16 protein-coding genes are annotated in these 16,412 nt (G+C 65.9%); 10 read left to right on the top strand and 6 right to left on the bottom strand.

Annotated features, from left to right (window positions below):
- Positions 1-4: 4 nt before the first annotated feature.
- Entirely contained in the window at positions 5-724 is a 720-nt protein-coding gene (locus OG874_RS28965) for a DsbA family oxidoreductase (protein ID WP_330250269.1), read from the bottom strand.
- A 159-nt stretch (positions 725-883) separates the two neighbouring features.
- Here OG874_RS28965 and OG874_RS28960 point away from each other — a divergent pair, with 159 nt between their 5' ends.
- Positions 884-1,669, top strand: coding sequence for a hypothetical protein (locus OG874_RS28960; protein ID WP_330250268.1), 786 nt, complete (start codon positions 884-886; stop codon positions 1,667-1,669).
- Positions 1,670-1,681: 12 nt separating this feature from the next.
- Here the strand turns inward: OG874_RS28960 and OG874_RS28955 are convergent, their stop codons facing one another.
- Positions 1,682-2,626, bottom strand: a complete 945-nt coding sequence (locus OG874_RS28955; protein ID WP_330250267.1) for an alpha/beta hydrolase — start codon at positions 2,624-2,626, stop codon at positions 1,682-1,684.
- A 125-nt stretch (positions 2,627-2,751) separates the two neighbouring features.
- Here OG874_RS28955 and OG874_RS28950 point away from each other — a divergent pair, with 125 nt between their 5' ends.
- The gene (locus OG874_RS28950; RefSeq protein ID WP_330250266.1) at positions 2,752-3,147 is read left to right on the top strand and encodes a MerR family transcriptional regulator; all 396 of its coding nucleotides are present in this window, start codon (positions 2,752-2,754) and stop codon (positions 3,145-3,147) included.
- A 23-nt stretch (positions 3,148-3,170) separates the two neighbouring features.
- Positions 3,171-3,317 carry a hypothetical protein gene (locus OG874_RS28945; RefSeq protein WP_330250265.1) on the top strand — a complete coding sequence of 49 codons (147 nt, stop codon included), beginning with the start codon at positions 3,171-3,173 and terminating at the stop codon, positions 3,315-3,317.
- Positions 3,318-3,383: 66 nt separating this feature from the next.
- On the opposite strand, the gene OG874_RS28940 is transcribed toward OG874_RS28945, so the two are convergent.
- A complete protein-coding gene (locus OG874_RS28940) occupies positions 3,384-3,728 on the bottom strand; it encodes a hypothetical protein (RefSeq protein ID WP_330250264.1) in 345 nt (114 codons plus the stop codon).
- Positions 3,729-4,136: 408 nt separating this feature from the next.
- On the opposite strand from OG874_RS28940, the gene OG874_RS28935 reads away from it, so the two are divergent.
- The 5 genes from OG874_RS28935 to OG874_RS28915 all read left to right on the top strand — a co-directional run bounded on the left by OG874_RS28935 (position 4,137) and on the right by OG874_RS28915 (position 9,000).
- Entirely contained in the window at positions 4,137-5,186 is a 1,050-nt protein-coding gene (locus OG874_RS28935) for a helix-turn-helix domain-containing protein (protein ID WP_330250263.1), read from the top strand.
- Positions 5,183-6,625 carry a pyridoxal phosphate-dependent aminotransferase gene (locus OG874_RS28930; protein ID WP_330250262.1) on the top strand — a complete coding sequence of 481 codons (1,443 nt, stop codon included), beginning with the start codon at positions 5,183-5,185 and terminating at the stop codon, positions 6,623-6,625. The genes OG874_RS28935 and OG874_RS28930 overlap by 4 nt, the downstream gene beginning before the upstream one ends.
- Positions 6,622-7,560 (top strand): hypothetical protein, encoded by a 939-nt coding sequence (locus tag OG874_RS28925; RefSeq protein WP_330250261.1) that lies wholly within the window; start codon positions 6,622-6,624, stop codon positions 7,558-7,560. Before OG874_RS28930 ends, OG874_RS28925 begins: the two co-directional genes overlap by 4 nt.
- 227 nt (positions 7,561-7,787) lie before the next feature.
- Positions 7,788-8,549 (top strand): alpha/beta fold hydrolase, encoded by a 762-nt coding sequence (locus tag OG874_RS28920; RefSeq protein WP_330250260.1) that lies wholly within the window; start codon positions 7,788-7,790, stop codon positions 8,547-8,549.
- Positions 8,536-9,000 carry a MarR family winged helix-turn-helix transcriptional regulator gene (locus OG874_RS28915; RefSeq protein WP_330250259.1) on the top strand — a complete coding sequence of 155 codons (465 nt, stop codon included), beginning with the start codon at positions 8,536-8,538 and terminating at the stop codon, positions 8,998-9,000. Before OG874_RS28920 ends, OG874_RS28915 begins: the two co-directional genes overlap by 14 nt.
- Positions 9,001-9,070: 70 nt before the next feature.
- On the opposite strand, the gene OG874_RS28910 is transcribed toward OG874_RS28915, so the two are convergent.
- The 3 genes from OG874_RS28910 to OG874_RS28900 all read right to left on the bottom strand — a co-directional run bounded on the left by OG874_RS28910 (position 9,071) and on the right by OG874_RS28900 (position 12,638).
- Positions 9,071-10,282, bottom strand: coding sequence for a permease (locus tag OG874_RS28910; RefSeq protein WP_330250258.1), 1,212 nt, complete (start codon positions 10,280-10,282; stop codon positions 9,071-9,073).
- A gap of 234 nt (positions 10,283-10,516) precedes the next feature.
- The gene (locus OG874_RS28905; protein WP_330250257.1) at positions 10,517-11,650 is read right to left on the bottom strand and encodes a metallophosphoesterase; all 1,134 of its coding nucleotides are present in this window, start codon (positions 11,648-11,650) and stop codon (positions 10,517-10,519) included.
- Positions 11,651-11,756: 106 nt separating this feature from the next.
- On the bottom strand, positions 11,757-12,638 hold the full coding sequence (locus tag OG874_RS28900; protein ID WP_330250256.1) for an esterase/lipase family protein: 882 nt from the start codon (positions 12,636-12,638) through the stop codon (positions 11,757-11,759).
- Positions 12,639-12,860: 222 nt separating this feature from the next.
- Between OG874_RS28900 and OG874_RS28895 the strand changes: the two genes are divergently transcribed.
- Together OG874_RS28895 and OG874_RS28890 are read left to right on the top strand one after the other, a co-directional pair.
- On the top strand, positions 12,861-14,141 hold the full coding sequence (locus OG874_RS28895; RefSeq protein WP_330250255.1) for a hypothetical protein: 1,281 nt from the start codon (positions 12,861-12,863) through the stop codon (positions 14,139-14,141).
- 134 nt (positions 14,142-14,275) lie between these two features.
- Positions 14,276-16,270: a glycosyltransferase family 39 protein gene (locus OG874_RS28890; protein ID WP_330250254.1), complete on the top strand. Its 1,995-nt coding sequence runs from the start codon at positions 14,276-14,278 to the stop codon at positions 16,268-16,270.
- The last annotated feature ends 142 nt before the right edge of the window (positions 16,271-16,412 follow it).

Below are 16,412 nucleotides of genomic sequence, written 5' to 3'. Positions count from 1 at the left end.
CAGCTCAATCGCGCGCGGGCAGCTCGCATCCGTCCGGACCGCAGGCCGCGCCGCCACCGATCGTTTGCAGGGCGGGTTCGCGCTCGGCCCAGGCCTGATCCAGCGCTTGGGCGAAGACCTCGGACGGCTGCGCGCCGGAGACACCGTACTTGCGATCGAAGACGAAGAACGGGACACCGGTCGCACCGAGTCGCGCGGCTTCCTGTTCGTCGGCGCGCACCGCGTCGGCGTAGGCAGCCGGGTCCGCGAGCACGCCGCGCACCTTCGACTCGTCGAATCCAGCGGCGACCGCAAGCCCGACCAGCCGCTCATAATCGGCGAACAGGGACCGCTCCTCGGCGAAATTCGCACGGTAGAGCGCATCGAGCAGTGTGTCCTGCCTGCCCTCGGCGAGCGCGAAATGCAAGAGGCGGTGCATATCGAAGGAGTTGCCGTAGTCGCGGCCTTCGGTCAGATACGGCAGGCCGATCGCGGCGGCCTGCGTGCCGATACCGCGTTCGTTGGCCGCGGCCTGCGCCTCGCTGATGCCGTACTTGCGGGCGATCTTCGCGATCACCGGACCGGATTCATCGGCGGACAGGGTCGGATCCAACTCGAACGAGCGGTGCACCACCTCGACGTCGCCGCGGTGCGGGAATTCGGTCAGCGCCTGCTCGAACCGCTTCTTGCCCAGGTAGCAAAAGGGACAGTTGATATCGGTCCAGATCTCGACCCGCACGGGCATCCTCGCTCTCATCACTAACCCCCAAGGTGTGCCAACAACCGCACGACACCATGTGTTCCGGATCAGCGGCCTGTCCTGTTCGGCCAGGCATTGTGCACTTCCCACTGGGGGTGGGTTTCATCCGGATTTCGGTGCTGCCCATCACATAAGCTGACGAGCATGGCGCAGCCGACCCCCTGGCGAGCGAGTGTAACTCGACGCGACCCGAACACACCGGCGCGGCGAACGGAAAGCGGCGCAGAGCAGGCAGGCGAACTCCGGGTGCGCCTGTCCCAGCTCCGAGGGACCCAGCTCCGAGGGAACTGGGGTTACGTGTTGGCCGCAGTTGGCAGCGTGGTGACACTCATCTTGCTGTTTCAGCCGTGGATCACCGCAAAGGGGCCCGACGGCGACGTCGCCGCCGACGCCTTCGGCCGGCTCGAAGTAACGACCAACTCCATGAATGCCTGGTCGCAATCGAAGCCCCAAACCCCGACGATCACCGGCATCTGGGCGATCCTGGCCAGCGCCGCCATTGTCATCGCTGTCTGCGCGATAGTGCTGAACATCCGGCAGCGCACCGAGTTGCTCGCCCGCTTGACGACGTTTTCCCTGGTCAGTGCCGCTTTCTTCGTGATCCTCGCGTTGATCTACCTCAACTCCAAGGGCGCCGCCTTGAAAGGCATGACCGGTCGTACATACGACCTGGGCGGCCAGGTCGGACAGATCTTGAATTGGGCTACCGGTAGGGGCAAACTCCTCGTGCCGGGAACCAGTACGGCCACATACACGACCGCCGATCTCACGAACTGGGGGATGCTCGCTGTCGTGACCTCGCTCGGTTCGGCCATGGCCGCGGTCGCCCAGTGGTTGCGCGTTCGACGCGCGGCCAACCCGCTCCGCCTGTCGTGGCGGCTCCCGATTGTCGTTTCCAGAGCACCCGCGGATCCTGACACCACCGCTTGACGTCGCAAAGCCCTAGCGGGTGAAGGCCTTTCGCAACGCGGTCGCGGAATCGAGTCGTGCGCGTTCGCTGTCGTCGAAGGGGTGGCGGACGAATTCGTGGATCATCCCCGGATAGCGGGTGACGGTGACCGGGACACCGGCCTCGTCGAGTCGGGCACCGTACTGTTCGCCCTCGTCGCGTAGCGCGTCGAACTCGGCGGTGATGATCAGTGCCGCCGGGAGGTCCGCGAGGTCGGGGGCGAGCAGCGGTGAGACCCTCGGGTCGAGTTTCTCCGCGGCGCTGTTGAGGTAGTTGTCCATGAACCAGTGCTGGCCGTCGCGAGTGATATTGCCGTATTCGCCCGCGTACTCCCGGATGCTGAAATTCGTTCTGCGGAAATCGAGGTCGGGGTAGATCAGCAGTTGGAACACCAGCGCCGGACCGGCTTGGTCCCTGGCCATTCGCGCGACGACGGCCGCCAGATTGCCGCCCGCGCTGTCACCGCCGACGGCGATTCGACCGGCATCGACGCCGATGCTCGTGGCCTGCTCGGCGACCCACCGCGTCGCGGTGAAGCAGGCATCCGGCGCGGCCGGAAATTTGTGTTCCGGTGCGCGTGGATAGTCGACGGAGATGACGACGCATTCGGCCCCGTTCGCCAGACTGCGGCACAGGCCGTCGTGGGTGTCCAGATCGCCGAGCATGAAGCCGCCGCCGTGGAAGAACACCAAAGCCGGAAAGGGACCGTCGCCGTGCGGGGTGTAGATCCGGATCGGCAGCGGTCCATCCACGCCCGGGATGGTGCGGTCTTCGACGTGGGCAACGGGTTCCGGTTCGCCGAGTAGGGCGATCTGCCGCCGCCAGCCTGCGCGGGCCTGCTCGGGGGTAAAGGTGTGCAGGTCACCGAAATCGGCGCGGGCGAGACGGTCCAGGTACGCCTGAACCTGCGGGTGCAGCTCTTCTTTTCTATCGCTCATGCCTGCACCTCGCTGGCGCTCGGCTCCGGCATGCGCGATGCGCGCTGTTTCATGATTCGTTCGCTTTGCTCACTCATGCCGCCTATCGTCTGACTTCAAGCACGCTTCAAGTCAAGGAGTAAATTGTGGCGCTCGATATCGGCGAAGTGGCCGCGCGGTCCGGGTTGGCACCCTCGGCGCTGCGGTACTACGAGCAGCGTGGGCTGATCGAGTCCACGGGCCGCAACGGTTTGCGTCGTACCTACCGCCCCGAGGTGCTCGACCGTTTGACGCTCGTATCCTGTGCTCGCGCAGCAGGTTTCACGCTCGCGCAGATCGCGCGGTTCCTGGTCGCCTCGCCGGCGGACACCGAACTCCGTGGGCACCTGGCGGCGAAGGCGGCACAGTTGGACGAGGACATCGCCCGGCTCACCCGCATGCGCGACAGCCTGCGCCACGCCGCCACCTGCACCCATCAACCGCTGGTCGAGTGCCCGGACTTCAAGCAGACCTTCGGCACTGCGGATCGCCGTGGGGCATAACCGGTAATTCGCTAATCTGGCCCGTGCAGGCCTTCCTCGGTCTGTACGTGCGCCGCTACGACGTCGCCGACGATCCGCGGATCGAGCACACCGCGCTAAAATCGGGCTCCGCCAAGTGGTTTCGGCGTTTCGGCACGGGTGAATCGACGAAAACAGGGTCCGGCGAATGATATTCGCCGGACCCCGTTCGGGCGTGACGTCAGGTGGCGCCGACCCCTCCGCGGCGCCAACTATCGTTACGCGGCCGGTGTGGTCGGTACCGCCATGCGGTTATCGGTGCCGGCAAGCTGCCGGTCGCGTTCGAGGATGCGGGCGTACAGCAGCACGATGGCCTCGGCCAGGTCGAGGCCGAGGTCTTCGGCTCGGATGGCGGCGAGTTCCAGTGCGATTACGTAATCTTCGGGATTCGGATCGCTCAGGGTCTCGTCGAGGACCATGGCGCTGATGGCTTGGTCCCGACTGAGTATGCGGCCCGGCAGCCAGCTGAGCAGCCAGCTGTCGCCGTCGACGGTGGGGATGTAGCGGGCAGTCTCGGGGGTGATGTCACTGGTGATCAACCAGTTGGTCAGTTCGAGCGTCATGACCCCTCCCTTGGTCAATCGGAGCCACATGTTCCGGAAGCTGGCTCCGAAACGATGTGGCGTTGACAACAATGCTATGGATCGCCACTTCGAGCTGTCAACTAAGCATCACTGCTATCTTTGGATATATTTAAATCAGATCTGCTTTACATAAAGCAGATTCAGACATGGATATCTAGAATATGTTCAGCCAGGGCGGGATTGAGCGACTCGAGGCTCCGGAGAGGTGGAGTTGCGCTGACAATATCGCGCTCGCGGCGCGCAAATACCGCGTCCGCCTGTGGGTTCCAGCGATCGCCCAGAAAACTCCGGACGTCGTGATCGTCGCCCGGCGCCGTAACGTGACTATGATGACTTCGGATGACACATCGTGAGCATTAGGATCCGAGCGCAGGATGGAGGCGCGGCATGGCTGGCTCAGGGCCAGATGGTGAGCAGGTCGGGGATCTGGTCCGTCGGCTCCGCACGGAACGCGGATTCACCCAGGCGGCGCTCGCGGCCAAGGCGGGCTGCTCGCGCAGTCTGATCCAGCAGATCGAGAACGGCACCCGGGTGCCACCGCTACCGTTGCGTGAACGTCTCAGTCTGGCACTGGGACAGGGATTGCCGATGGCCGACGGCGCCGCCGGTGATCTCGCGGGCGGTGCGTACCACGAGCTCCGCATGCGCTTCAATGTCCTGCTCGGCAAGGACCCTGAACTCGTCGAGCGCGCGCTCGGCATCGCGGGGAGCCTGATCGACGCGACCGGCGCGCGCGAGGAGATCGAACCGCTGCGCATGATCGCGGATCGGCAACTCGAGCGCGCCGAGGAGATCCTCGCGCAGATCCCGTCCCGCAGCGCGACGGTCTGGGAATGGAATACCGTCAGCGACTGGCTGATGATTCTCGAGCAGGCCACGCGGTCGGTCCGCGCGATCCACACCGCCGACCTCGGTACCATCGGCGGCGATGTGGGCGACGACTACCACGCCGCGATCCTGCGGCTGGCCGATAAGGCCCTGCCGCCCCGTATCGATGTGCGACGAATGTATGTCCTCGACACGATTGAGGATGTGTGGCCCTATGACGACAAGTTGTGGAAACAGGCGCGCTCCGGTGTGGAGAGCGTGCTGGTCAAGCGTGAGCATGCGCGCAACGCGCAGAGCATGCTCATCGTCGACGAACGCTATGTCGCCGTCGGTGAATACGACTACTCCCGGCAGGCGCGCGTCGCGACCAGGTTCTCGGCCTTGAAGCACGATGTCGCGTTCGCCGCGCGCCGGTTCGAGCGACTCTACGAACTCAAGCTCGCCGGTTCGGGCATCGTCGTCAACGATATCGTCGCGACACCGGCGCTGGCCGGTTTCGATCGCCTCACCGAGAGCGACTGCCGCGACCTGTTCCGTGCGGCGCTGGAACAGAGTTGGCGTGAGATGACCGCGCCGGGGGAGCCGCCCGTCGAAGGTGAGGTGTCGTGAGCAGGCAGGCTGTCATGGATCCGCTGCCATGGCGGAACCCGGGGCCCAGCCTGGCCGCCCGCACCAACCGCTCCGAGGCGCGCAAGCGGGAGGTGCGTCGCAACCTGGGCGCGGATCCGCGATTCGCGGGGACGGACCAGCGGATGTACGTGGGGGTCATCGACGCCTATCACGGCGAGACGGGGCTGCCGCTGGCCGAGAGTGCCGTTACCGCACTGGATCTGGCCTGGCGCGAGCTGCTGCACACCCAGCCGCCGGACGAGTACGCGGACGGCACGCTATATCACAAGCGGCAACCGCTGGTGCTGCGAGAGTTGGCGGCGCACAAGCTGTTCGGGCGATTGTCGGAGCCGGTCGACGGGGTGCCCGGAGTTCGGGTGTCGCCCGAGGAGGTCATCGTCTGCCCGTATTCGAGCACGATGCTGCTCGAGGAGGCGGTCGCGACGCTCGCCCGGCCCGGCGGTGTGATCGTGTATCCGGAAGGCGCGTACAAGAGTTCGGGTATCCACGTGGAGAAGTACGGGCTGCGGATGCAGGCGTGCCCGGTCGCGGCGGACGACTCCTTCAAGATCGACCCGGAGCTGCTGGCGGCGTGCCTCGACTATTTCGCCGAGCGTGGCGAGCTGTGCGGGGTGCTGCTCACGCTGCCCGGAAATCCGGTGTTCACCGATTACTCGGCCGAGGAGCTGCTGGCCATCGGGCGGGTGCTGCTGGCGCGCGGGGTCCCGGTCATCTGCGATATGGCCTTCGATTGCATGGTGGCGCGGCATATTCCGATCGCCTCGCTAGAGATTCCGACCGCTGATGGGGTGCGCCGCCTGTACGATCAGGTCCTCACCATTACCGGGAACTCGAAGGGCTACAACGCTTTCGGGCCGTGCAAGCTGGGTGCGGCGTGTTCGGGTGATGCCGTGTGGCTGGCCGCGATTCGGGAGCGGCTCACCATTTCGTTCCAGCGGGAGTCGACGCATCTGGCGCGGGCGATCATCGAGCACACGCCGGAGAGCTACTTCGATCGCAACCGCGTGCGCATGCTCGAGCAGCTCGATCGCGCGCACGGCCATATCGACGCGATCAACGATCGGTTGGGTGCGACAGTGATACGGCCGCTGGGTAGTCGGCAAGGGATGTTCCTGACCGTCGTCTTCGACGATGCGCTGCTCGACCAGGCCGGCGTCGGTGCCAGCGCGCAGATCGAAGATCTGCTGCTCGCGGCGGCCGGAATCGATAGTGTCGCGCTGGACCGAACCGGATCGGCGCGACTCGGCGTGCGATTCAATGTGCTCGCGCCGCGCAAAGCCCCGGGTCGCGAGTCGGCGGATCTGGTCGATGAGCTGTTCGACCGGCTCGAGCAGTTGATTCTGGAGATCCGGGGTGGACTGACCTACGCGAAGGTCTTGGCCGAGTGCGGCTTGTCGGAATGCACTGCCGCACAATGATTATCGGAGTTCTGCGGGAGACAGCCGCCGATGAGCTGCGCGTCGCGCTCATCCCCGACGATGTGCGTGGGCTTGTGGCCGAGGGCCTGCGGGTTGTCGTTGAGCGCGATGCCGGCCGGGCCATCGGCTTTGCCGACGTGGACTATGCCGAGTCCGGAGCGCAGATGGCCGAGCGGGCGGAGGTCTTCGCCGGGTCGGACCTTGTGGTGTGGGTGAAACCACCTGTGTACGAGCTGAATTCGATGCGCTGCGGCATGACTACCATCGGATTTCAGGACCCGCTCCATCGCCGCCAGATAATCGATGACCTACGCGCCCGCGGTATCGAATCCGTCGGCTACGAAACCGTCCCGCACTCGCGCCCCGACATCGACGCCCTCTCCGCGATGAGCCGAATAGCGGGTGAAATCGCCTATGACCAAGGACGACAACTCCTTTCGGAACCGAAACCCCCGCTGCGCGCTTTGATCCTCGGCTGCGGCCAAGCCGGCCTTTCCGCCATCGCCGCCGCCGTCGCCCACGGCGACGAACCCACCGCGATCGGCAACCGACCAGAGCAGCAGGCCGCCGCAATCCGACACGGCGCCAACACATTTCTGCCGAACCCGGCGGGCCTACTCGCTCACCTCACCGCCACCCCACCTGCCCTCATCATCTGCGCCGCCGTCCACCGCGGCACCCACGGCCCCCTGCTACTCGACGCCGCGGCACTCGATGCGCTGCGCCCCGGCACCGTAATCGTCGACCTTGTCGCCAAAGCTGGCGGCAACTGCACCGCCACCATCCCGGACCGCACGGTAACCCTCTCGAACGGCGTAATCGTCACCCACCGCTCGAACTACCCGACCCTGCGCCCCCTCGAAGCCAGCCATGCCTACAGCGCCGCCACCACCGCCATGATCAAAACCCGCTTTTCGAGCGAGCACGCCAGTTGACATCGGGCAGTCGACTACCCCTCGAGTAGCCGTCGCGGAACGTTCTCGAACTCCGCCAGGTAGTTGAAGACGTCGGCTATCGAGCGAGCGATGGTCAATATGTTCTCGAAGGTTGCCCTACCCCTCTGAAGTGCACGGGGACTGCGCATATTCCGGTAACGGCATCACTCGGATCTGTGATCCAGATAACATATTACACGACATACATGTCGTGTAACGTATTTGCTATGACGAACTCAACGAAGAACTCAACCCTGGTATTCATCCCCTGCATGTCCGGCGCTCCGTGGGACATCAGCAGGTTCGACTCGTTGAGCGAGCGGCCCGCACGGCTGCTGAAACTCCCCGAGGCCGTGGACGATATGGAGGTCTATGCCGACTTCGTCGCCGAAGCTGTCGCCGATCTCGACGACTATGTTCTGGTCGGCGACTCCTTCGGCGCGCAGATCGCGCTGGCCCTGGCGGTTCGCCGACCGAAAGGTTTGCGCGGGCTGGTGATGTCGGGAGGATTCGCCGCAAACCCGGTCACCTCGCCGTTCTGGAACACCGCGATGCGGACCATGGGCAAGATGCGCGGCGGCGCCTACCGGCACATCGTCCTGCGGGCGCACGCCCACCGGCTGGCGTCTCCCTTCGACGGCGAGGGCCAGGTTGCCTGGAGTACGGCTGAAAGCCGCCGCGTGTTCCGGGAGAACACTCCTGCGGAGTCCTATGGTGCCCGCATCACTGCGGCCCTGTCGGCCTACTACGTCGACAAACTCGACCAGGTCGCTGTCCCGACCCTGATCCTGACCCCTGAACACGACGTCATCGTCGGTGCAGCCCCGGCCGAGGTGATGCGTACAGGTATTCCCGACGCGACCGAGGTCGTGCTGGCGCGGACCGGGCACATGTTCCGCTTCTCGCATCCGGGCACGTACGCTGCCGCAGTGGCGAAATTCCTGGCCGATCGCGTCGAGCACCGTGAGGTCGCCGGTGCACGACGCTGAAGAATTCCGGTACCTCGTCCTGGCGGCCCAACGCGAAGGTGCCCGGCTCATCGGCCTCGAACTCAAACCGCTCGGTGTCACCACTGCCCAGGGCGAGGTACTGCGAGTACTGCAAGACCATCAACCGCTCACCCTCAACGGGCTCGGCGAATTGCTGGTCTGCGAAACCGGCACGAGTCCCAGTCGCTTGGTGGACCGACTCTGCGCGGCCGGACTGGTCAACCGGCAACCGGGGGTGCTCGACCGCCGTCACATCGAACTCACCCTCACCCCCGAGGGGCGCGAAGTCGCCGAGCGTATCGCCGATATCGAGCAGCGCTTCTACCAACGCATCCGAGACAGTGCGCAGGGCGGCGACCTCCAGCACGTGAACGACTACCTGCGCGCCTTCGTCGGCGAACTGCCTACCGGCCGAGCACTCGCACGACGCATTCGACTCGAACAATCGTGAATGAACGGCTCGCCGGGTCAGCGGGCCTGGCAGTCGCTGAATCAGGCTGGTTTCGGTGACCGCGAACGGATTACGTTCCGGTGTGCGGTGATCGCCCACCGTGGTCCGTGTGGTCCGGCATCGTGTGGTCGTGCGCACTGTGCTCGGTGTCGGGCGCGCCACCCATCATGCGCAGCATGGGAATTCCACCTGTTCGCACGAACAGGGTGACGAAAAGTGCCGCCAGGGTGAGGAAGACGATATTCAGCCAGGTGGTGTAGTTCCAGCTGATCCCTTCCTTCATCACCATGGCATTGCGTTCGGTCGGGATGAGATTCGTTGCGCCGAAGAGGATTTCGACGAGATAGCCGGCGCCGACCATGGCGATGTAGAAGGTGCCGAGCAGGGTGAGCATCATTCGGGTGCCGTAGTACCTGCGGTAGATGTTCAGGATCGGCAGGATCAGCAGGTCGGCGTAGATGAAGGCGATGACGCCGCCGAAGCTGATGCCGCCGTTCCACAGCACCGCGGCCAGCGGCACATTGCCGATCGAGCAGACGAAGGACAGGATCGCCACCAGCGGTCCGACGATCGGACCCCAAATCGCCGACAGCAGTGGATGATCGGTGAGGAAGAAGCTCTGCCAGAACGTTTCCGGCACCCACGCGCCGATCGCGCCCGCGATGAGCAGGCCGATGACGAGGTCGCGCAGAATCGCGGCCCACTCCATGACGAACACATGCGAGACGGCGGTCAGGCCCTGCCGCGACAGCAGCCGCCGCGCGAAGGAGCCCTCGGTGGCCACCGCCATATCCATCGCGGCATGGCCTTCCATCGATCCGGCGAGGCCGCGATCGGCTTGGCGACGGGCCGCATCGACAAGTTTCGACCGCACGAAAAGACGGAACAGCACCGCGAGCAGCACGATCATGATGGGGCCGCCGACGAATTCGGCCGCGGTGAACTGCCAGCCCATGAGCAGCGCGAGGATTACGCCGAGTTCGATGACGAGATTGGTGGAGCCGATTTCGAAGGCCATCGCCGCGGTGAAGTTCGCGCCCTTGCGGAACAGTGAACGCGCCAGCGCCACGGCCGCGTAGGAGCACGAGGAGGAGGCCGCGCCGAGCCCGGCGGCGATGGCCAGGGTGCGTGGGCGGTCATCGCCCATCAGCCGCAGAATCGTCGATTTGCGCACCACCGCCTGCACCACGGCCGACAGTGCGAAGCCGAGGATCAGCGCCCAGAGGATCTCCCAGGTCATCGACCCGGCCAGCGCCAGCGCATGCCCGATTGCGTTCACCACGACCTCATCTCGGTGCGGCCACGGGCAGCCGCCGCGACCGCCCTGCGGGCGAAACTATACCCCTACCGGGTAAGCGTCAAGCCGCCACTCGGGCGGTCCGCGGACCAGGTCTGCTGACCACGCGCGAAACCGCTCGGGTCCCGACCAGCGCCGACCGCGGCCGCCGTGCCGCCATCATCGAGGGCGGTGCGTCGCGAAATCGGCGGCCGAACGCGAGCCGTGACGCAATGCCGGTCAGGCGCTGCGAAGTACCAGAACGGTGATCTCACTGGGCGCGAAAACGCGGAATTGCGGTCCCCAGAAACCGGTGCCGCGGCTGGTGTAGAGCTGGGTGTGCTCGCCGTGGCGGCTCAGACCGGCGACGACGGGTTGTTCGAGGCGGACCAGGTAGTGGAAGGGCCAGATCTGGCCGCCGTGGGTGTGGCCGGAGATCTGCAGGGCGACGCCCGCGGCAGCGGCCTCGGTGACCTGCCTGGGCTGGTGGGCCAGCAGGACCACCGGGACATCGGGATCCGCGCCCGCGAGCGCGGCGGGCAGGTCGGGGCCGTGACCGGGGAGGCCGACGCCGGTGGGGTCGTCGATACCCGCCAGCACCAGCTGGTCACCGCCGCGGATGAGCGTCTCGTGCTGGTTGTGCAGCGGCTGCCAGCCGATCGAGGTCATATGCTCGATCCAGCCCGGCGCGTCGCCGAAATATTCGTGGTTGCCGGTGATGTAGAACCGGCCGAGCGGGGCCTCGATCTTGCCGAGCGGATCGACCTGCGCATGCCGCTTCGCGACCGAGCCGTCCGCGAGATCGCCCGCGTGGCAGGCGATATCCGGTCGCAAGCCGTTCACCACATCGACGACCTTCTCCGACCAGCGCAACCGGTCGAGCGCGGCGTAGTGGGTGTCGGTGATGACCACCATGCGCAGTCCGTCGAGTCCGGATCCGAGGCCGCGGATCCCGATATCGAGCGTGCGGACGCGCGGCACCCGTCGTGCCTCGAATACACCCCAGACCGTCAGCGCGGCGGCAATGACGAATACGCCGACGGCGACGATGCGGGAGCGAGTCGGATCGTCCACCCCGGCCACGGCCAATCCGAGCCCGACGATATTGCCGAGCACCGACCAGCTGAACAGCACCCACATCGTGCCGAGCAAGGTGTCGCCGACAATGGACGCGGCATCCGACTGCGCCGGTCCATGACCGAGAAACATCGACGCGGGCAAACATGCGAACCCGAGCAGGAAAACCGCCGAGCCGAGCCAGAACAGTGCTCCCTCGGTCGTCGCGCCGATCAGCGTCCACCACGGCAGCAGGAACAGCAGGGCGGGAATCGCCAGAAACAGGGCGATACGTGGAACGTATTTCACGAAAGTCATTCCTCGCGGGGTGCGGTGCGGCGCACGGTCCACCACCCGGCACCATGGGCGCTCTCGACGATAACAGCGCTGACGCAACTGCGTCGGCGACGACCATTCGCGCTGGTCAGCTATGGCAGGACTGGCCGATATAGGACGGATCGAGCGCTTTCTGCACGACGTAGCCGACGGTCGGTGATGCCGGGAGCGCGCCGTGGTCGAAGTCGTCGTCCGCGCACAGGTCCTGCACCCAGACATTGTCCACGGTGGCCCCGAAACCGGCGGCGAGAAAGGTGGCTTCCGGCGGGGTGACAACGCGATCGACACGGCTGGCGATGACGGTGTATTCGATACCGGGCTCGGTATCGCCCGCGGCATTGAGGCTGCGCAGGAATTCGCTATCGATCAGTTGCTGCAATGCGGCAGTGCCCAGATATTTCGCCACGAGGCCGAGTATGGGAGCCTGCGCACTTCCGGTCGGCAGTAGAAAGCCGAGCCCTTCCGCGGTGGTGCCGTGATTGGTCGCCGCGATGGTGATCAAGTGATCCACCTTGTTGTCCGCGGGATCGCGGCGATTCGCCCCGCCCTCGAAGCGGAGAAATTGCCGGACCAGCGGGCCGCCTTGGGAATGCGCGACAATATCGACCCTGGGTGTTCCGGTCGCCTCGCGTACCTGGTCGACGAATCGCGCGACTTCCTTGGCCGAGCTGCGAATGTCCGCCGTGCCGTAGACGCCGGGTTCGGCGCCTCGGACACTGCTGGCCGCTCGCCCGTAACTGAGTGAGAACACGCAGTAGCCCTGCGCTTTCAGCTGCGGTGCGAGCACATCCCAGGAATTCTGGTTACCCCACGTGCCGTGGATCAGGACAACGGGTTCCGGATGCGCCGCCGACGGTCGGCATTCCCAATCATTGGCCCCAGCCGGTGGGGTGCTCCCGTCGCCGTAGCTATCGTCGGCGCTCGCGGCGGGAATCGCGCCGAACACCGTGCCGATGAGTAGAGCGGACACGACGATGCCGGTCGGTCGACGAACACGCGAACTTTTCGCAAACACCGTAGCGACCCTCTCGCTCACAAATCAGGACCTGCAAACGAATCACGCAACCAGCCCGACGATCGCGGGCGAAAGTGTTTCAACCGCCTGGTTCATAGCATGGCAGCGAATTCAGGGCAAACATGTTCGACATCCCGGCGAGTCGCGGAATCCAATGACGCGCGCCGCGGTGTCACGATGGAGCAGGAGACGATGGAGTCGGGCACTTGCCCGTCGGTCCGCGTGGTCGTTCGAGAGGAATCCGAATTCATGCTCAGCACACCGCGTTCGGTCATCGCGATTTTCGTCGCGGCACTGCTGCTCGCAGTGGTGACCGCGTGCGGGTCGGACAACGCGCCCGCCCCGGCGGTCCCGCGCGGCGAAATAGTCGCCACGACACCGGTCGCGCAGTTGTCGACCGAACAGACTTCGGCCTATCTGGCCGATGCGAATATCGGCACCCCGGTGCGCAATGGCGTCGACGCCTACCGCGTCAACTATCGAACCATCACCCCGGAGGGCGGCCCGACAACGGCGAGCGGACTGGTCGTCTTGCCGCGCACCGATTCCCGGCGGCTGCGCGTCGTCACCTACGAGCACGGCACGCTGGTATCGAAGAGCGACGCGCCCTCGGTCAACGACACCCGCGCCGATCGAGCCCGCACGATCATGTTCGCGGCGGCGGGTTATACGGCCGTCGCACCGGACTACCTCGGCCTCGGCGAAGGCCCGGGCTTGCATCCCTACACGCACGCACCCTCGGAGGTCAGTGCCTCGGTCGACCTGCTGCGCGCCGCCCAGACCATGGCCGCCGAGCAGCGGCGCGATCTCGACCCGGACATCCTGGTCACCGGCTTCTCCCAGGGCGGCGAGGCCGCGACGGCACTGGGCAAGGCGCTACAGGGCGGCGAGGCCACCGGCTTCGGCCTGGCCGCGCTCGCCCCGATCAGCGGCCCTTATGCCGTGCAGAACGTCGAGACACCCGGGGCGCTCGCGGGACGGGTCACCCCGGCGGTCGCGGTCTTCTACCTCGCCTACTGGATCACCTCGATGAACCGCGTCTACCGCCTTTACGACCACCCCGCCGAGGCATTCCAGGAACCCATCGCCGACCGCATCGAGCAACTCTTCGACGGACAGCACAACGAGATCGCCATCGGCACCGCACTGCCCGTGCGCCCCGAACTCCTATTGACGCCGAAATTCCTTGCGCTGGCGCAGAATCCGACCGGAGCATCGCAGCGGGCGGTCGCCGCCAGCGACGGCACCTGCGACTGGACCCCACGTGTCCCCGTCCATCTCTACGCCGCCACCGGTGACCGAAACGTGCTCTACGCCAACGCCGAACACTGTCTGCAAGCCCTGCGCACCGACAAAGCGACCCTCACCGACCTCGGCGATATCGACCACTCCGCCACCGCCCGCATCGCCCTCCCGCAGATCCTGGACTGGTTCCAACGCGAAATCCCGGCCACCTGACCACCGGATCCAGGCTCGGCAGCTGATAGCTGTCCCGGCGGATCATGCCCTGGTCAAACGGGTTGGAGCAGGCTCACAGCGGACTGCCAGGAAACGCCCAGGGGATCCACCGCGAGGGTTGTGATACTCCCCAGGTGACAGTGACCAGTGCTCTGGAGACCCTGCCCGACACAACCCTGCCCGCACCCGCGCTGCCGCCGATACGGCGCTGGGAACGCATCGGACTCGCGGTGCTATTGATCGGTACGGCGGTGGCCTATCTCTGGAACATCACCGTCAATGCCATGGGCAATGGCTTTTATGCCGCGGCGGCGTGGTCGGGGTCGCGGGACTGGAAGGCGCTGCTGTTCGGTTCGCTGGATCCGGGGAATTTCATCACCGTCGACAAGCCGCCGGTATCGCAGTGGGTGATGGGCCTTTCGGGTCAGCTGTTCGGGTTCAGCAGTGCCAGCATGCTGATTCCGCAGGCGCTGATGGCGGTCGCGACGGTCGCGCTGATGTACGCCGCCGTGACCACGGCGACCGTGAGCCGCGGCGCGGGGCTGCTCGCCGGTGCCGTATTCGCGGTGACACCGGTGGTGGCGTTGATGTTCCGGTTCAATAACCCGGACGCGGTGATGGTGTTGTTGATGACCGCGGGTGCCTACTGCACGATCCGGTCGCTGCGACACGCGAACGTGCGCTGGCTGATGCTGGCCGGGGTCGCGCTCGGATTCGCGTTCCTGGCGAAGATGCTCGAGGGGCTGATGGTACTGCCCGCGTTGGGCATTGCGTATCTGATCATCGCGCCCACCGCATTGCGGACGCGGCTGCTGCACCTGCTCGCCGCAGCGGCGGCGCTGATCGTATCGTCCGGCTGGTTCGTGGTGCTGACGATGCTGTGGCCGGAGTCCTCGCGGCCGTATCTGGCCGGGTCGACCAACAATACGTTCATGGATCTGGTGCTCGGGTACAACGGCTTCGCGCGCTTCCTCGGCCGCAATCACAAGGGCGGCAACCGCTTCGAGCTTCCGCCCGGCTACGAGATGCCGCACATCGGCGGCCAAGGGCAGGGTTTCGGCGGGTTCGGCTCGGGACCGGACCGGTTGTTCACCGGTGAGATCGGCTACGAGATCTCCTGGCTGCTGCCTGCGGCGATCCTCGCGTTCGTGGTGGTGCTGGTATCCCGGTGGCGTGCGCCGCGCACCGATCTGGTGCGCGGTGCGGCACTGACTTTCGGGCTGTGGCTGATCATCGACGGCGTCGCCTTCTCCACCATGAAGGGCGGCATGCACGCCTACTACACCTTGGCGATCGGACCCGCCGTTGCCGGGATGTTCGCGCTGGGCGTGCACGAAGTGTGGCGTTCGCGCACCACGGCATTCGGTCGAATCGGCGCCGCCGCGCTCATTCTCACCGCTGGCGTTTGGGGATTCGTTGTCCTGCAGCGTAATTCGGATTGGCAGCCCTGGCTGCGCTGGACGATCGTCGTGATATCGGTGCTCGCGGCGCTCGGTCTGCTCCTCGCGTCGGTCCCAGCGGCCGGACGCCGCCGCGCGCGCGACCGGGTGACCTCGGTGCTCGTAATCGCGGGTGTGCTGGCCGGTCTCGGCGGGTCGACGGCGTATGCGGTGGCGACCCTGCCGCAGTCGCATACCGGTGGCGGCCCGACGGTCGGCCCGGCGCGGGCGAAAAAGCCCGGTCCCGCGAACGAAGTCCAATCCGAGATGCGCCGGGTTATGGGCGGCGATTTCGACGAGCCGCGACTGGTGACCCTGCTCGGCGATACGACCACGCGGTGGTCGGCTGCGGTGGACCGGTCCTCGACCGCGGCCACCCTCGAATTGGCCAGCCGCACACCGATTATCGCGATCGGCGGCTTCACCTCCGAGGACCCGGTGCCCACCCTCGGCCAGTTCCAGGACCTCGTCCGTGCCCATCAGGTCACCTACTATCTGGCCCAGGAGATGCAGCTGCCCGATTCCTGGCGAGTGCGCGATCAGTCCGATGCACCGGCCCCCACAACGCCGGAAGACGAACTGTGGCGCCCGATCGGGCACCGGGACATCGGCGACTGGGTAGCCGCGCACTACTCGGCAGTCCAGGTCGGCAATGTCGCCGTGTACGACCTGACGGCAGCGCCGCACTGAGCTCACGCGTCAGGTTCGTGCCGGAAAGCGCCGGGCCCAGGGTTCGAGTTCGACTCGGGCGCTATTGATCACGGTGCTGAGCAAGCGGTACCAGCCCGCGATGATGATCGGCTGGTCCGATGAGGCCTAGACGAGGTGTGCG

The organism is Nocardia sp. NBC_00565, assembly GCF_036345915.1.
Taxonomy (GTDB): Bacteria; Actinomycetota; Actinomycetes; order Mycobacteriales; family Mycobacteriaceae; genus Nocardia.
Note: the sequence above shows the minus strand (reverse complement) of the source record. Positions and strands in the feature narration are given on the sequence as shown.